The sequence below is a fragment of the Domibacillus sp. genome (genome assembly GCF_031181085.1).
Lineage (GTDB): Bacteria > Bacillota > Bacilli > Bacillales > Domibacillaceae > Domibacillus.
Map to the genome: position 1 here is coordinate 23,033 of NZ_JAPSLE010000012.1, position 15,405 is coordinate 38,437.

Consider the following 15,405-nt stretch of genomic DNA (forward strand, 5'->3'; position numbering starts at 1 on the left):
GTATGCACGGCTTGAACATAGTATTTCCAAAAAAACGGTCTGGATCGCATTCCGGGCAGTTTTATGATTCAATGAAAGAGAGTGTACATACTGAATAAGGGAGATGGTTCTTTGAAAACGTTACCGATTCAAAAGCACGGAATAAACGCAAGCCGGCTTGTACTTGGCTGTATGGGGTTCGGCGGAGGCTGGAGCCGTGATGCCATTGCCGAGGAGCAGGTCAAGCAGGCACATGAAGCAGTGGATGCGGCACTTGAGTCCGGTATTAATTTCTTCGACCATGCGGATATCTATGCATATGGAAAAGCGGAGGAAGTATTTGGCCGTGTCTTAAAGGAGCGTCCATCATTGCGTGACAACATTTTAATTCAATCCAAAACAGGGATTACGTTTCCGGATAAAGAAGCAGGGCTGCCGACACGCTACAATTTTTCAAAAGAATACATTTTAAACAGTGTCGATGGCATCCTGTCGCGGCTGGATACGACGCACTTGGACACACTGCTTCTGCACCGGCCGGATGCGCTAATGGAGCCGGAAGAGGTAGCAGAAGCGTTTCATCAGCTGAAATCGTCTGGAAAAGTGCGGTATTTTGGCGTATCAAATATGAGTGCCGGACAAATTAAGCTGCTGCAAAGTGCGATCAGTGATCGCCTTGTTGTGAACCAGCTGGAAATGAGCCTGCATAAAATTGGCTGGCTCGAATCCGGTGTGCATGTAAATCAGCCGGCATTTTGTGAAACGATTTTTCCAGAAGGCACACTTGAATACTGCCGGATGGAAAACATCCAAATCCAAGCCTGGGGTCCGCTGGCACAGGGAATGTACTCGGGGGCGCCACTTGAAGACAAACCGGAGACGGTGCAGGAAACAGCCGCACTTGTAAAGAGAATGGCAGAGGAAAAGAACACGACTACAGAAGCGATCGTACTTGCCTGGCTGATGAAGCATCCGGCCATGATTCAGCCGGTGATCGGCACAACGAGCCCGAAACGAATTCAGGCTTCGGCAAAAGCAGCCGATGTAGAAATGAGCCGGGATGAATGGTATACCCTTTATGTCGCATCACGCGGCGTGAATTTGCCATAAAGAAAACCTGCGCCAAGAGCGCGGGCTTTTTTCAAGAGAGATCGGTCTTTTCCAAAAAGAAAGAAATGGATTTGCCGCCGCTCCGCCGCTCGTTTATCATAAAAAGTAGATTGCATAGACAGGAGAGTATGGGAAATGTACAAATTAATTGCGATTGATATGGATGGTACGCTTTTAAACGATCACCATGAAGTAACCGATGAAGTGCGCAGCGCCCTTGATGAAGCTCGGGAACGCGGTGTGAAGGTGGTTCTTTGCACAGGCCGTCCGCTTGCCGGCGTACGCCGCTACTTAAAGGACCTACGCCTTGAAAATGAAGAGGATTATGTGATTGCCTATAATGGTGCCATCGTGCAAAATACACATACAAACGAAGTCGTGTTTAAACAGTCGCTTGGCTATGAAGATTTCCGCGCACTGCACGATCTGAGCCTGACGCTTGATACGCCGATGCACTTTTTTGATGCAGAGTATTTATACACGACGAACAAACTGATCAGCCCGTATACCGTACATGAAGCGTTTATTACGAAAATTCCATTCCTTCATACAACGGTAGAAGAAGTGCCGGCTGATATTGCCATGCCAAAGGTAATGTATATTGATGAGCCGGAACGTCTGGACCGGACCATTGCAGCGATTCCTGCTGAAATCAATGATAAATATATGATGGTGAAAAGTGCACCGTTTTATTTGGAGATTTTACATCGCGAAGTCAGCAAAGGAAATGCGGTGAAACGCTTGTCTGAGAAGCTGGGCATTAAACGGGAAGAAGTCATGACAATCGGTGACAACGGAAACGACCTGTCGATGATTCAGTTTGCAGGCTGCGGCGTGGCGATGGAAAATGCGATTCCGATGGTAAAAGAAGCGGCTGATTTTCAAACAAGATCCAACAACGAGCATGGCGTGGCCCATGCGATTCGTGAATTGGTGCTTGTGTAAGGCCGGATAAAAAGAATTTGGGCCGGATTTCTATCTGCGATGGCCGGAAAAAGAAGTTTCCGGCCACCAGCGTCTAAAATCCGGCCTATTTGTTATGTTTCCGGCTTAAACCAGGGTTTTTCGTCCGCCCGCCAGCAGTAAATAAATAGCCTGCGTCCCTTTATCGTCGTGTCCCTGCTCCGACAGTTTGTCGTACAGCGATTTAGCGAGTGTAAGGCCTGGTGTATTCATGCCCATGGCCTCAGCTGATTCAATCGCAATGTTCATATCTTTAATAAAGTGCTTAATGTAAAAGCCAGGTTCAAAATCACCTTTGATCATGCGCGGCGCAAGATTTGCCAGTGACCAGCTGCCAGCGGCTCCGCTTCCGATGCTGCCAAGCACCTGCTCTGGATCAAGTCCTGCTTTTTCCGCATACACAATCGCTTCTGCGACACCCATCATGTTCGACGCAATGGCAATTTGGTTGCACATTTTCGTATGCTGGCCTGCACCGGCCGCTCCTTGAAGAATAATGTTTTGCCCCATTACTTGGAGGACGGGTTTTACTGCGTCAAAATCAGCTTGATCCCCGCCGGCCATAATCGTTAATGTACCGTTTTTGGCGCCCACATCCCCGCCCGATACCGGTGCATCCAAGACGTGAATGTCTTTCTTTTTTCCTTCTTCATACAGTTTCTCAGCTAAAAGGGGGCTTGAAGTCGTCATATCAATGGCATACGATCCTGGTTTAGCGTTTGATAAAATGCCATCCTCCCCAAGATAAACGGCTTCTACATCACTCGGATAGCCGACAATCGTAATGATTACATCCGCTGTCTGCGCCACTTCTGCCGGTGTATCTTTCCAGACAGCGCCTGCGTCGAGCAGTTCCTGCGCCCGTGCTTTTGTCCGGTTATAGACGACAACCGGGTAGCCTGCCTTCATTAAATGGCCGGTCATGCTTTTTCCCATTACACCTGTTCCGATAAATCCAACCGTTTTGCTCATATGTAATCGACTCCTTCCAAAAATTGCTTTCTTCTTTATTGTATCAAAAAAACCGGGCGGTTGTTTTAGATTTTACTGTAGGTGGTAAAATGCTAAAGATAAGAAAAGGAGGAGCACAAAATGAAAGATGTCCAAACGAAACGGGTAGTGCTCCGTTTTCATAAAGGAACGGCAGAGCAGATGGAAGACCGCATTGTGACCGAGCAGCCAGTAACGGTCAAAATCAATGGAAACGAGTTTGTTACCATGGTGTGTACACCGTCTTACATAGAAGATATGGTTATTGGTTATTTAGCGTCAGAAGGTGTTATTCGCCGTTATGAGGATATAAAGCAAATGCGAATAGACGATTCGGGCTTTGTTCATGTAGAGCTGGCGCGTGTCAATCCATTTTTTGAACAGCTTCAAAACAAGCGGTATGTCACATCCTGCTGCGGCATGAGCCGGCAGGGATTCGTGTTTGCCAACGACGCGCTTACCGCAAAAAAAATGCATGATATTCATGTGAAAGCAACACCGGATCTTTGTTTTTCATTGATGAAGCAAATGCAGGAAGATGCGGATGTGTTTAAAGAAACAGGCGGTGTTCACAACGCAGCGCTTTGTGATGAATCCGGTATTTTGCTGCATCGAATGGATATTGGCCGGCATAACGCTCTCGATAAATTATATGGATATTGCCTGCGGCATGGCGTGTCGACGAGGGGGAAAATCCTTGTGTTCAGCGGCCGGATTTCCTCGGAGATTTTACTTAAAGCAGCCAAGATCGGCTGTGAAATGGTTTTGTCAAAATCAGCGCCGACAGAATTGGCTCTGCAGGCAGCCGAAGAACTCGGCATTACTACGGTTGGCTTTATCCGGGGCGGCTCTATGAACGTGTATACTGGGCCTGAACGAATCATCTTGCGTTAAAAAAGGCTCTTTGCTATAATGGATAACGCTTACATGAAAAGGCTTCCTTCGGTGATGAAGGAAATAGAAAACGAGCCACCTCGTTTTTTCTATCATGATCGTAATGGCATTTCTTTCGACGGGAAACGAAAGAAGCAGACAGCGTGCTCACAAGAGCATGCTGTCTTTTTTTGTTTATTTCTATTCCCGAAAGGGTATTTTTACAAAGTCTTTTGAAATGATAGAAAATGATAAAAATGGGCAGGCACAATGATCATGAAAAAGAGGGGGAGTTCTTGCTGTGACCGATTACGTAAAGGTGACGATTAACGGGCAGAAAATGAGTATTCCGGGAGACGTATCTATTTTGCAGGCACTTCAGGAGCAGGCGGTAGAGGTACCGCATGTTTGTTATCATCCGCAGCTGGGTGCCATCGAAACGTGTGACACATGTTTGATTGAAGTGAATGGGGAATTTGTCCGCTCTTGTTCTACTCCTATTGAAGATGGGGATGTCATTGACACCACTTCAGGTGAGGTAAAGCAGGTTCAGAATATCGCGATGGACCGGATTTTGCATAATCATGACTTGTATTGCACGGTCTGTGATTACAATAATGGACGCTGTGAAGTGCACAATACCGTTAAACAAATGAAAATTGAGCATCAAAATGAACCTTATGAAGAAAAGCCCTATGCAGTTGACAATACCAACCCTTTTTACCGTTATGATCCGGATCAGTGCATCCTGTGCGGCCGCTGTGTAGAAGCGTGTCAGGATTTGCAGGTAACTGAAACGCTGTCCATTGACTGGAGCCTGGAGCGGCCGCGTGTTGTTTGGGATGATGGGCGTCCGATTAACGAATCTTCATGCGTATCGTGTGGACACTGTTCTACGGTCTGCCCATGTAACGCCATGATGGAAAAAGGAATGGTCGGGGAAGCTGGCTTCCTAACAGGCATTAAACAAGATACGCTGAAATCCATGATTGAATTGACGAAAAATGCGGAAACAGGCTTTAGTTCCATTATGCCAATTTCTGATGTGGAAGCAGCGATGCGCCAGACGCGCATTAAGAAAACAAAAACGGTCTGCACATATTGCGGTGTTGGCTGCAGCTTTGAAGTATGGACGAAAGACCGGCATATTTTAAAAGTGGAGCCGACAGTGGAAGCACCGGCAAATGGTGTATCTACCTGTGTAAAAGGAAAGTTCGGCTGGGATTTTGTCAACAGCGAGGACCGTCTGACAAAACCGTTGATTCGAGACGGTGAAACATTCCGCGAAGCGGAATGGGAAGAAGCTCTTTCATTGATCGAATCGAAATTCAAAAATATAAAAGAAACATATGGTCCTGAATCAATGGCCTTCATTTCTTCTTCAAAATGTACAAATGAAGAATCATACTTAATGCAAAAACTTGCCCGCGGCGTCATCGGTACAAACAACGTCGATAACTGTTCACGCTACTGCCAGACACCAGCAACAGTCGGGCTGTTCCGGACAGTCGGCTACGGTGGTGACTCTGGTTCTATCACGGATATTGAACAGGCCGGCCTTGTGATGATTGTCGGTGCGAACAGTGCTGAGTCTCACCCTGTACTCGCTACACGGGTTAAACGGTCCCATAAATTATTTGGCCAAAAGCTGATTGTTGCAGACCTTCGGAAAAACGAAATGGCAGACCGGGCTGACTTGTTTATTCAGCCAAAAGCCGGTACAGATCTTGTCTGGCTCTCAGCAGTCACAAAATATATTGTGGACCAGGGCTGGGCTGATGAAGAATTTCTGCAAAAGCGGGTCAACGGCATTGAAGAATATATTGCCAGCATTCAGCCGTACACACTCGAGTACGCCGAGCAAGTGACCGGCATTTCTGGGCAGGAGCTGATTACGATTGCCGAAACGATTCACAACACGAAATCAACATGCATTCTTTGGGCAATGGGTGTTACACAGCACGTGGGCGGAAGTGACACAAGTACAGCCATTTCGAACCTGCTGCTCATTACCGGCAACTACGGAAAACCAGGTGCCGGAAGTTATCCGCTGCGCGGCCATAACAATGTGCAGGGTGCAAGTGATTTCGGCAGTATGCCGGACCGCTTCCCGGGCTACCAGAGTGTGAAGGATGATGCTGTCCGCGCTAAATATGAAAAAAGCTGGGGTACAAAAATTCCAGCGGAGCCAGGCTTAAACAACCACGAAATGGTGTCCGGCATCCATGCAGGCAACGTGAAACTGATGTACTTAAAAGGCGAAGATATGGGCTTAGTGGATTCAAACTTAAACTACGTTCATTCCGCTTTTGAGAAACTGGATTTCTTCGTGGTACAGGATATTTTCTTATCTAAAACGGCTCAGTTTGCCGACGTCGTTCTGCCAGCTTCTCCGTCTTTTGAGAAAGAGGGCACCTTTACAAATACAGAACGCCGTATTCAGCGCTTGTATCAAGTGTTCGAGCCGATGGGCGATTCAAAACCAGACTGGCAGATCATTATGGAAATCGCAAACCGCCTTGGCGCTGGCTGGGAATACACACACCCAGGCGAAATTATGGCCGAAGCAGCAAGCTTGATGCCGATTTATTCAGGTGTCACATACGACCGTCTTGAAGGCTTTAACAGCCTGCAATGGCCGGTAGCGGAAGACGGGACTGATTCACCGCTGCTCTTTAAAACGCTGTTCCCGTTCCCGGACGGCAAAGCACGGCTTTATCCAGTCGAGTGGACCGAGCCGCTCCAATACGAGGAAGAGTATGATCTCCATGTCAACAATGGCCGTCTTTTGGAGCACTTCCATGAAGGGAACATGACGTATAAATCTGCTGGTATTTCTTCGAAAACACCGAGCGTCTTTTTGGAGGTATCACCGGAGCTTGCGGCCGAGCGGGGGCTTGAAGACGGAACCGTTGTCCGGCTGACATCACCGTATGGAAGCGTAAAAGTTCCATGTCTTGTCACGGACCGAGTGAAAGGCAAAGAAGTGTACCTGCCGATGAACAGCCAGGGAGAAGGCGCGATCAACTATTTGACGAGCAGTTATGCTGACAAAGATACAGATACGCCGGCTTACAAAGAAATCAGTGCGAAAATGGAAATCTTATCAGCCAAAGGAGACAGCCCATTGCCAAGCATCAATCACCGCAACGGCAATCCGCAGCCGCAAATTGGTGTACAAGTTGAGAAAAAATGGGCGCGGCCAGATTATGTGTTCCCTGGTGACTTGGTAACGAAAGGAGTGTCGAAGCGTGGCTAGAGCAATCACGTCGATACGCCGCTTAGAAATCAGTGAAGAAGAACAGCGCCGCCGGGACCTTGAAGAATTGGGAACGTTGCTCATTGAACACAAAGAAGTCATTAAAGATTTTCTGCATATGCTGAATAAAATTCAAGACCGCAGCGGCCTGGATGTGGTAACCGGCTTGTTTGATAAAGGTGATGAGGTACTTGATGTGCTGGTTAAAGCAACGGACAAGCCTGAAGTAGCGAAAATGATTAAAAACAGCCTGCTTCTGCTTGGCTCGCTTGGAAAAATCAATATTGAAGACATGAATCCATTTATTGAAAAAATCAACGGCGGCTTACATCACGCTGTCCGCTCAGAGAATAAAGAAACGGGCTACGGTTTCATGCTTCGAACCTTAGCCGCTCCGGAAACAAAAGAAGCGCTCGTATTTCTTCTTTCGTTCCTCAAAGGAATGGGAGCAGCCGCGCCGCAGCCGCAGCCTGTGCCAAAGAAGAAAAAAGGAAAAAAGAGCTGGCTTGTAGCCGCAGGCCTGTCACTTGCCAGCGTCATTCTTTTATCAAAGCAGTCGAGTAAAACAGAGTCAGAATCTCTCGAGTACGACGTCATTCATCATCAGTAAAAAGAAAAAGTAGTGCGTTTAAGAATACCGGTTGAACGCACTGCTTTTCTATTATAGACCAGGAGGGCTTCAGATGGCTTATTATCCCCCTAAGAAAATTGCCCAGGTGGCCATAGAAGCAGGTAAAACAAAAACTGAGCTCCCGCTTCCTCAAATGCTTGTATTGGGATTTTTAGGAGGCGCCTTTATTTCAATTGGATACTTGTTAGCGATCCGGGTATCAGCTGATGTTCCGCATGAATGGGGATCGTTTGCTTCTTTTTTAGGCGCAGCCGTTTTTCCGCTTGGCCTTATTTTAATTCTCATTGGCGGAGCAGAACTGCTGACCGGCAATATGATGGCCATTCCAATGGCATTTCTGGCTAAAAGAGTGACCATTTCAAGATTGCTGCATAATTGGTTTTGGATTACGATCAGCAACTTTATCGGTGCCCTGTTTGTCGCGTATTTTTTCGGCCATGTAGTTGGACTGACAGAAACCGGTCCATACTTGGAGAAAACCGTTTTAACCGCTCACGCAAAAGTAGATACAGCTTTTTGGCCGGCTTTCATTTCCGGCATCGGCTGCAACTGGCTTGTAGGGCTGGCTGTCTGGCTCGCGTACGGCGCAGACGACATTGGCGGGAAAATTCTGGCCATCTGGTTTCCGATTATGGGCTTTGTCGCGATCGGATTCCAGCACATTGTCGCCAACATGTTTGTGATTCCGGCAGCAATTTTTGCCGGAGAGTTAACCTGGATGGACTTTCTGCGAAACTTTGTACCGGTATACTTGGGAAATGCCGTCGGCGGTTTTATTTTTGTTGCCATGGTGTATTGGATTGCTTACGTGTCGAGAGGCTCCGTGCCGGCCGATAAATAACATAAAAAAACCACTCTCTTCATGAAGAGAGTGGTTTTTTTATGTTAATCAAGCAGTCCAACCATTTTTAAACCGTTTAAAATCCCGTCTGCATCAACATTAGTTGTCACGTGCTTGGCAGCATTGATCGCTTCGGGGTGTCCATCGCCCATTGCTACACTGTTTACCACCATCTTCAGCATTTCTACGTCATTTAAGCCGTCTCCAAATGCATAAATATCTTCTGGTAAAATGCCAAGTTTATCAATGACTTTTTGAATTCCTTTTGCTTTTGATCCGCCAGCCGGCACAATATCAACAGAGACAGGATGCCAGCGGACAAAATCAAACTCAGGAAACGCTTTTTCATATTCTTTGTCTTCCGGGTCCTGGCAGAACAACAGAGACTGATACAGGTCGCGCCCTTCATGGTAGGTCGGGTCATGCTCAGGGAAGTAATTGATTTTCAGTGAGTTAATACCCGTTGTAACATGCTCGTGTTCAGGCGTATTGGCTTTCATATCTTCATGATCCATAAACACAATAGGATGCTTTCGTTCAACGGCTACATCTGTTAAGCGGAGCAGAGCTTCTTTATTAAGCGGATTTTTATAGAGCGGTTCTCCTTTGAAAACAACATACTGACCGTTGTAGCTGACGAATGTTTCAATACCCAGCTCCTTGCGCAGACCTTCGAACATGAATGGCGCACGCCCTGTGGCAATCGCTACTTCATGGCCGTGCCCTTGAAGCTCACGGATAGCCTGCCGGGTAGAAGCCGGCAGCTTTTTGTCATGATCGTACAATGTGCCGTCTATATCAAAAAAAATAATTTTTTGGCTCATAAAAATCCCCTTCGCGTTTTATTTTCCCTTTATATACTAGCAAACGAAAGTCAATCGAACAAATGAAACATTATGTAACCGCTTTTAATTTTCAGAAAAGTAATCGCTTTATTTTCGCTTAACCTCTTGACGAAAAGAAGAGAAGGTTATATGCTATTTACAAATGTAACATATACGAACAAAAGTAAAGGGAGGAACAATCATGGTAACCAAATTAAACCTGCCCACTTCGATCACGGATGAAAAACTAAGAGACTTATACAAAGAAATGTGGCTGATTCGTTATTTTGACGAAAAAGTAGATCAGTTTTTTGCGAAGGGGCTTATTCATGGAACGACGCACCTTTGTGTCGGACAGGAAGCATCAGCGGCTGGCTCGATCGCTGTACTTGAGCCTCGGGACAAGATTGTCTCTACACACCGGGGTCACGGACACTGTATTTCCAAAGAAGGCGATGTTAATAAAATGATGGCTGAGCTGTTCGGTCGTGAAACCGGTTACTGTAAAGGAAAAGGCGGCTCGATGCACATTGCAGACGTAGAAAAAGGCAATTTGGGTGCAAACGGGATCGTAGGCGGCGGTATTCCGCTTGCAGTTGGAGCAGCCCTGACATCCAAAATGAGAAATGAAGACTATGTAGTGCTTTGCTTCTTTGGAGACGGGGCATCCAATGAAGGAAGTTTCCATGAATCGGTCAACCTTGCGGCTATTTGGGATTTACCGGTTGTGTTTATTTGCGAAAATAACCAGTACGGCATGTCGGGCCCGGTCAAAGACATGACCCGCGTTGAACATATTGCAGACCGCGCGAAAGCATATGGAATTCCGGGAGAGATTGTAGACGGCTGTGACATGATCGACATTATGAACAGCGTAGACAACGCTGTGCGCCGTGCGCGTGAAGGCGGCGGGCCGACGTTGATTGAAATGAAAACATACCGCTGGAAAGGCCACTCAAAAAGCGATGCGAAAAAGTACCGTACGCGTGAGGAAGAAAACGAGTGGAGAGCGAAAGACGGCATTAAGCGGTTTAAGGAAGCACTGATTGCCTCGGGTGTTTTAACAGAAGAAGAAGCGAAATCCTTGCGGGAAGAAGCCAATCAGGAGATTGAAGAAGCGGTGCGATTTGCGGAAGCGAGTCCAGAACCGTCCATTGATACTTTAGAAGAAGACGTATACGCGTAAAAACAGGAGGGATGGAGACCATGACAACAGCTACGTCAGCAACAGGAAGAGAAATTACGTATCTAGAAGCCGTTCGGGAAGCCATGAGCCAGGAAATGCGTCAAAACAGCGATGTATTTATTCTTGGAGAAGACATAGGAGTATACGGCGGCGCGTTCGGTGTCACGCGCGGCATGATTGAAGAGTTCGGTCCGGAGCGCGTGCGCAATACGCCGATTTCAGAAGCAGCGATTTCCGGTGCAGCAGTCGGGGCGGCTTTGACAGGGATGCGTCCGATTTTAGAACTGCAATTCTCGGACTTTATTACAATTGCCATGGATCAGATGGTCAACCAGGCCGCCAAAACACGTTATATGTTTGGCGGTAAAGGGAAAGTGCCAATGGTGCTCCGTACACCGGCTGGATCTGGAACAGGCGCGGCTGCCCAGCATTCGCAAAGCTTAGAAGCGTGGATGGCCCATATTCCAGGATTGAAAGTGGTTCAGCCTTCTACGGCTTACGATGTAAAAGGACTTTTAAAGGCAGCGATGGATGATGACAACCCGGTTGTTTTCTATGAACATAAGTTACTATACAGAACATCTGGTCATGTGCCGGAAGAACAATACTCTATTCCGCTCGGAAAAGCTGATGTAAAGCGGGAAGGAACAGACGTAACGATTGTCGCAACAGCCATTATGGTTCATAAAGCGCTCGAAGCAGCAGCGGAGCTCGAAAAAGAAGGCATTAGTGTAGAAGTAGTGGATCCGCGTACGATCGTGCCGCTCGATGAAGAAACCATTATTGAGTCTGTCAAGAAAACGGGACGTCTCATCGTGGTACATGAAGCGGTGAAGCGCGGCGGCATCGGCGGAGAAATCGCCAGCATGATTGCGGAAAGTGAAGCATTTGACTACTTAGACGCGCCGATCAAGCGCCTGGGCGGACTGGCAGTGCCGATTCCGTACAATCCGACACTTGAAAAAGCGGCGATTCCTCAGGTGCCGGATATTATTGCAGCGGTAAAAGAAACGGTGAAAAACAAGTAAGAAGGAGGGAGAACGATGGCTAAAGAAATTTTTATGCCAAAGCTGAGCAGCACGATGGAAACAGGAACCCTCCTTCAATGGTTTAAGGAAGAGGGAGACAGCGTCGAGATTGGCGAGCCGCTTTTTGAAATTATGACTGACAAAATCAATATTGAAGTAGAGTCATATGAGGAAGGCGTTTTATTAAAGAAATACTTTGGAGAAGACGACCAGGTGCCGGTGAATCATGTAATCGGCTATATTGGAACCGAAGGGGAAGACGTGCCACAAGAAGCACCAGGGGTATCGGGTGCTGAAACAGAAGAAGCCGCTCCAGTAGAAAACCCAGAGCCGCAGCTTGTTGCAGCGGGAAGGGCAGAAACATTGATCACGGACGAAAAGCCGCGGGCTACACCGGCTGCCCGGCACCTTGCCCGGACAGAAGGAATTGAGCTTCGTGACGTACAGGGAAGCGGCCCAAATGGGCGCGTGCATAAAAAAGATGTAACCGCTCACGCAGAAAGCAGTCCAGTCGAGGCAAAAGCAACACCGCTTGCCCGCAAGGTTGCGGAAGGAGAAGGTGTCGATTTGTCCACTGTACAGGGAAGCGGCGCCAACGGAAAAGTCGTGAAACAAGATGTGATTTCCGCTAAACGCACAACAGTGCCTGCTGCGGATACATCGACGCGCAAAAAAATGTCGGGTATGCGTAAAGTGATTGCTGAACGTATGGTACAAAGCAAGCAGACAGCACCTCACGTCACGATGACGAGCGAGATTGATATGACGAAAGTAAAAGAACTGCGTGCATCGCTTCTGCCGGTTGTAGAAAAGCAGACGGGCTTCCGCTTGTCATACACAGAAATTTTAATGAAAGCAACAGCCGCAGCTCTGGCACGGCACCCGGAAATCAACGTATCGCTTGAAGGTGATGAAATTGTCGAGCACGGCCATGTTCACCTTGGCCTTGCCGTAGCAGTGGCGGACGGCTTAATGGTGCCGGTCATTAAAGATGTGCTCGCCAAGGGGCTGGCGGAGCTGACACAGGATGCGAAAGAAATCAGCCAGCGGGCGCGTGAAAATAAGCTGCTCCCTGATCAAATGAAAGGGTCGACGTTTACGATCAGCAACGTCGGTATGTATGCCGTTGATATGTTTACACCGGTCATTAATCAGCCAGAAAGCGCCATCTTAGGCGTGGGGCGGATGCAGGACAAGCCAGTCGCGGTAAACGGAGCGCTTGAAATCCGGCCAATGATGACACTCAGCTTGTCATTTGACCACCGTGTGATTGATGGAGCACCGGCAGCCGCCTTTTTGACGGAGCTTAAAGATATTTTAGAAAATCCATATGAGCTGCTTGTATAAGGAGTGTAACTGATGACATCATACGATATCGTTGTTGTGGGAGGCGGACCGGGCGGCTATGTCGCCGCGCTTCACGCGGCGGAGCTTGGCAAAAGGACAGCATTAGTAGAACCAGATTTTTTAGGCGGCACGTGTTTAAACCGCGGCTGCATTCCATCTAAAACATTGCTCAAGCATGCAGAAATCATTGAATCCATCGAGAAAGCGAAGAACTGGGGCATTGAAACCGGGGAAATGACGCTTTCGTTCGATAAAATGAAACAGCGGAAAAATGACGTAATTGAACGGCTGCGCGGCGGCATTGCGTTTTTGCTGAAGCAGGGCAAAATCGATGTTTATAACGGCTTCGGCTCTGTTAAAGAAGGCGGGCGTGTAGCGGTCAAAACGGAATCTGGTGAAGAAACGATCCAGGCGGCGAAAGTGATCGTCGCTACCGGTTCAACACCGGCTGTGCCGCCGATCCCTGGCCTTGACTCAGTCCACTTTGATACGAGTGACACGATTTTTGATATTCCAGAGATTCCAAAGTCCGTCGTCATTATCGGCGGAGGGGTGATCGGTGTGGAATTTGCCTGCATCTTCGCTTCTCTCAAGTCAAAGGTCACGATTGTGGAAGCAGCGGATCGAATTGTACCGACAGAAGACGCGGAAGCTGCCAAGCTGTTAGCAAAAGCGCTGAAGAAAAAAGGCGTCGCGATCCAGACAAAAGCGAAAGTGCAGTCGGTGCGGGAAGAAAACGGGACCAAAATCGTCACCTGTGTGGATGCGAAAGAAAAAGAGTTTGAAGTGGAAGCTGATACACTGCTTGTCAGCACAGGAAGACGGCCGAATGTATCTGCAACAAGTGAACTGAACTTGAACATGAATGGGCCGTTTATCGCTGTAAACGAGCGGATGGAAACGAGCAGTCCTAACGTTTACGCGGTCGGTGATGTCATCGGCGGCTGGCAGCTGGCCCACGCGGCAAGCGCAGAAGGAGTCGTGGCGGCAAACAATGCAGCTGGCGTCCCGGATGTAATCGACTACAAAGTGATGCCGCGCTGTATTTATACATTGCCGGAAATTGCGGGCGTTGGCTTAACAGAAGACGAAGCAAAAGCGCAGGGGATCGACGTACGGGTTGAAAAATTTGATTTTGCCGGGAGCGGCAAAGCGCTGGCAGCCGGCGAGCCGGAAGGATTTACGAAGATCATATACGAAGCGAAGTACGGTGAAATTATCGGTGTGGTGATGGCCGGCCCGCACGTAACCGAAATGATCTCTGAGGCCTCTGCATTTATGTATTTAGAAGGCACATTGGATGAAGCAGCCAAAATGATTCATCCGCACCCAACGATCTCGGAAACATTTTTTGAAACAGCGGTTCACGCGGTCAATAAGCTGAAGAAGCAGGCATAACCAAAAAAGGAGGCATGAATATGGGAGGGGACGAACAAAAGCTGATGGTGAAAACCGCTTCGCTTTACTACCACGATGAATGGACACAGGCGCAAATTTCCAAGCAAATCGGCATGTCCCGTCCCATTGTCTCCCGGCTGCTTCAGCGGGCAAAGGATGCGGGAATTGTCGAAGTGTTTATTAAGGATGAAACGGTTCATACAGTTGCCTTGGAACAGCGGCTTGAAGCGGTATACGGCCTTCACGAAGCAGTCGTCGTGCCTCAAAGCCGGGCACAGGGTCATTCTATGAAAAGTACTGTTGCAGCAGCCGGTGCGTATTATGCCGCTAAAAAAACCAGAAATGTGAATCGTCTCGGTATTTCCTGGGGAACCACCGTGGCGGAGCTTGTAAAGCATTTTCCGTTTGATAAGCGTCCGGATTTGCACATTGTCCCGCTTGAAGGCGGGATGGGAAGGGCATCGATCGATATTCACGCGAATCACCTGGCTTATGAGCTGGCGAAAAAAAGCGGCGCCTCCTGTTCGTATTTATATGCGCCGGCGATTGTAGATTCAGAAGAAATGAAAGAGCACTTTATGAAGATGGCTGACATTAAAAGTGTGCTTCATGAAGGAGCCGGCGTGGAAATGGCAATTATCGGCGTAGGCAATCCGCACGAAGATTCGACGCTTGAGAAAGTAGGCTACCTTCGTAAAGAAGAAGCGGAATCTCTTAAAGAAGCAGGAGCAGCGGGCGATGTTGGATTCCGCTTTTTTGACGACCGCGGCTCTGCCGTTGAGCACCCTTTTAACAACAGAGTAGTCGGCATTCCGCTTGAGCAGCTTAAACAAATTCCATCCGTCATGGCAGTGGCAGATGGAACGAACAAACAAAGAAGCATGAAGGGCCTTCTCACAAGCGGAATCGTCAATATATTGGTCGTTGATGAAGGTTTGGCCATGGCGCTTCTGACCAATTGATTGAGGCGCTTACA

General features: G+C 48.0%; 13 protein-coding genes. 11 read left to right on the top strand and 2 right to left on the bottom strand.

The genetic code is table 11. The features are described 5' to 3' along the window. Positions 1 to 111: 111 nt before the first annotated feature. Positions 112 to 1,089, top strand: a complete 978-nt coding sequence (locus tag RIN81_RS14610) for an aldo/keto reductase (protein ID WP_309091400.1) — start codon at positions 112 to 114, stop codon at positions 1,087 to 1,089. 135 nt (positions 1,090 to 1,224) lie between these two features. After that, positions 1,225 to 2,034: a sugar-phosphatase gene (gene yidA, locus RIN81_RS14615; RefSeq protein WP_309091402.1), complete on the top strand. Its 810-nt coding sequence runs from the start codon at positions 1,225 to 1,227 to the stop codon at positions 2,032 to 2,034. 105 nt (positions 2,035 to 2,139) lie between these two features. Here the strand turns inward: yidA and RIN81_RS14620 are convergent, their stop codons facing one another. Further along, a complete protein-coding gene (locus tag RIN81_RS14620) occupies positions 2,140 to 3,024 on the bottom strand; it encodes an NAD(P)-dependent oxidoreductase (RefSeq protein WP_309091404.1) in 885 nt (294 codons plus the stop codon). 120 nt (positions 3,025 to 3,144) lie between these two features. Between RIN81_RS14620 and fdhD the strand changes: the two genes are divergently transcribed. The 4 genes from fdhD (at position 3,145) to RIN81_RS14640 (ending at position 8,646) form a co-directional block, all read left to right on the top strand. Then, positions 3,145 to 3,936 (top strand): formate dehydrogenase accessory sulfurtransferase FdhD, encoded by a 792-nt coding sequence (gene fdhD / locus RIN81_RS14625; RefSeq protein WP_309091406.1) that lies wholly within the window; start codon positions 3,145 to 3,147, stop codon positions 3,934 to 3,936. A gap of 280 nt (positions 3,937 to 4,216) precedes the next feature. Next, positions 4,217 to 7,174 (top strand): formate dehydrogenase subunit alpha, encoded by a 2,958-nt coding sequence (gene fdhF, locus RIN81_RS14630; protein ID WP_309091408.1) that lies wholly within the window; start codon positions 4,217 to 4,219, stop codon positions 7,172 to 7,174. Then, positions 7,167 to 7,784 (top strand): helical membrane plugin domain-containing protein, encoded by a 618-nt coding sequence (locus RIN81_RS14635; RefSeq protein WP_309091410.1) that lies wholly within the window; start codon positions 7,167 to 7,169, stop codon positions 7,782 to 7,784. Before fdhF ends, RIN81_RS14635 begins: the two co-directional genes overlap by 8 nt. A gap of 73 nt (positions 7,785 to 7,857) precedes the next feature. Continuing rightward, entirely contained in the window at positions 7,858 to 8,646 is a 789-nt protein-coding gene (locus RIN81_RS14640) for a formate/nitrite transporter family protein (protein WP_309091412.1), read from the top strand. Positions 8,647 to 8,690: 44 nt separating this feature from the next. On the opposite strand, the gene RIN81_RS14645 is transcribed toward RIN81_RS14640, so the two are convergent. Next, on the bottom strand, positions 8,691 to 9,470 hold the full coding sequence (locus RIN81_RS14645; RefSeq protein ID WP_309091414.1) for a Cof-type HAD-IIB family hydrolase: 780 nt from the start codon (positions 9,468 to 9,470) through the stop codon (positions 8,691 to 8,693). A 202-nt stretch (positions 9,471 to 9,672) separates the two neighbouring features. On the opposite strand from RIN81_RS14645, the gene pdhA reads away from it, so the two are divergent. From pdhA to RIN81_RS14670, 5 genes are read left to right on the top strand one after another with little or no spacing between them, the layout of a single operon-like run. Further along, positions 9,673 to 10,656 (top strand): pyruvate dehydrogenase (acetyl-transferring) E1 component subunit alpha, encoded by a 984-nt coding sequence (pdhA, locus tag RIN81_RS14650; protein ID WP_309091416.1) that lies wholly within the window; start codon positions 9,673 to 9,675, stop codon positions 10,654 to 10,656. A gap of 20 nt (positions 10,657 to 10,676) precedes the next feature. Beyond that, the gene (locus tag RIN81_RS14655) at positions 10,677 to 11,684 is read left to right on the top strand and encodes an alpha-ketoacid dehydrogenase subunit beta (protein WP_309091417.1); all 1,008 of its coding nucleotides are present in this window, start codon (positions 10,677 to 10,679) and stop codon (positions 11,682 to 11,684) included. Positions 11,685 to 11,699: 15 nt separating this feature from the next. Next, complete coding sequence (locus tag RIN81_RS14660) at positions 11,700 to 13,031, top strand: dihydrolipoamide acetyltransferase family protein (protein ID WP_309091419.1); 1,332 nt, start codon at positions 11,700 to 11,702, stop codon at positions 13,029 to 13,031. Between the two features lie 9 nt (positions 13,032 to 13,040). Beyond that, positions 13,041 to 14,429: a dihydrolipoyl dehydrogenase gene (gene lpdA, locus RIN81_RS14665; protein ID WP_309091467.1), complete on the top strand. Its 1,389-nt coding sequence runs from the start codon at positions 13,041 to 13,043 to the stop codon at positions 14,427 to 14,429. A 20-nt stretch (positions 14,430 to 14,449) separates the two neighbouring features. After that, positions 14,450 to 15,391: a sugar-binding transcriptional regulator gene (locus RIN81_RS14670; RefSeq protein ID WP_309091421.1), complete on the top strand. Its 942-nt coding sequence runs from the start codon at positions 14,450 to 14,452 to the stop codon at positions 15,389 to 15,391. Positions 15,392 to 15,405 lie beyond the last annotated feature (14 nt).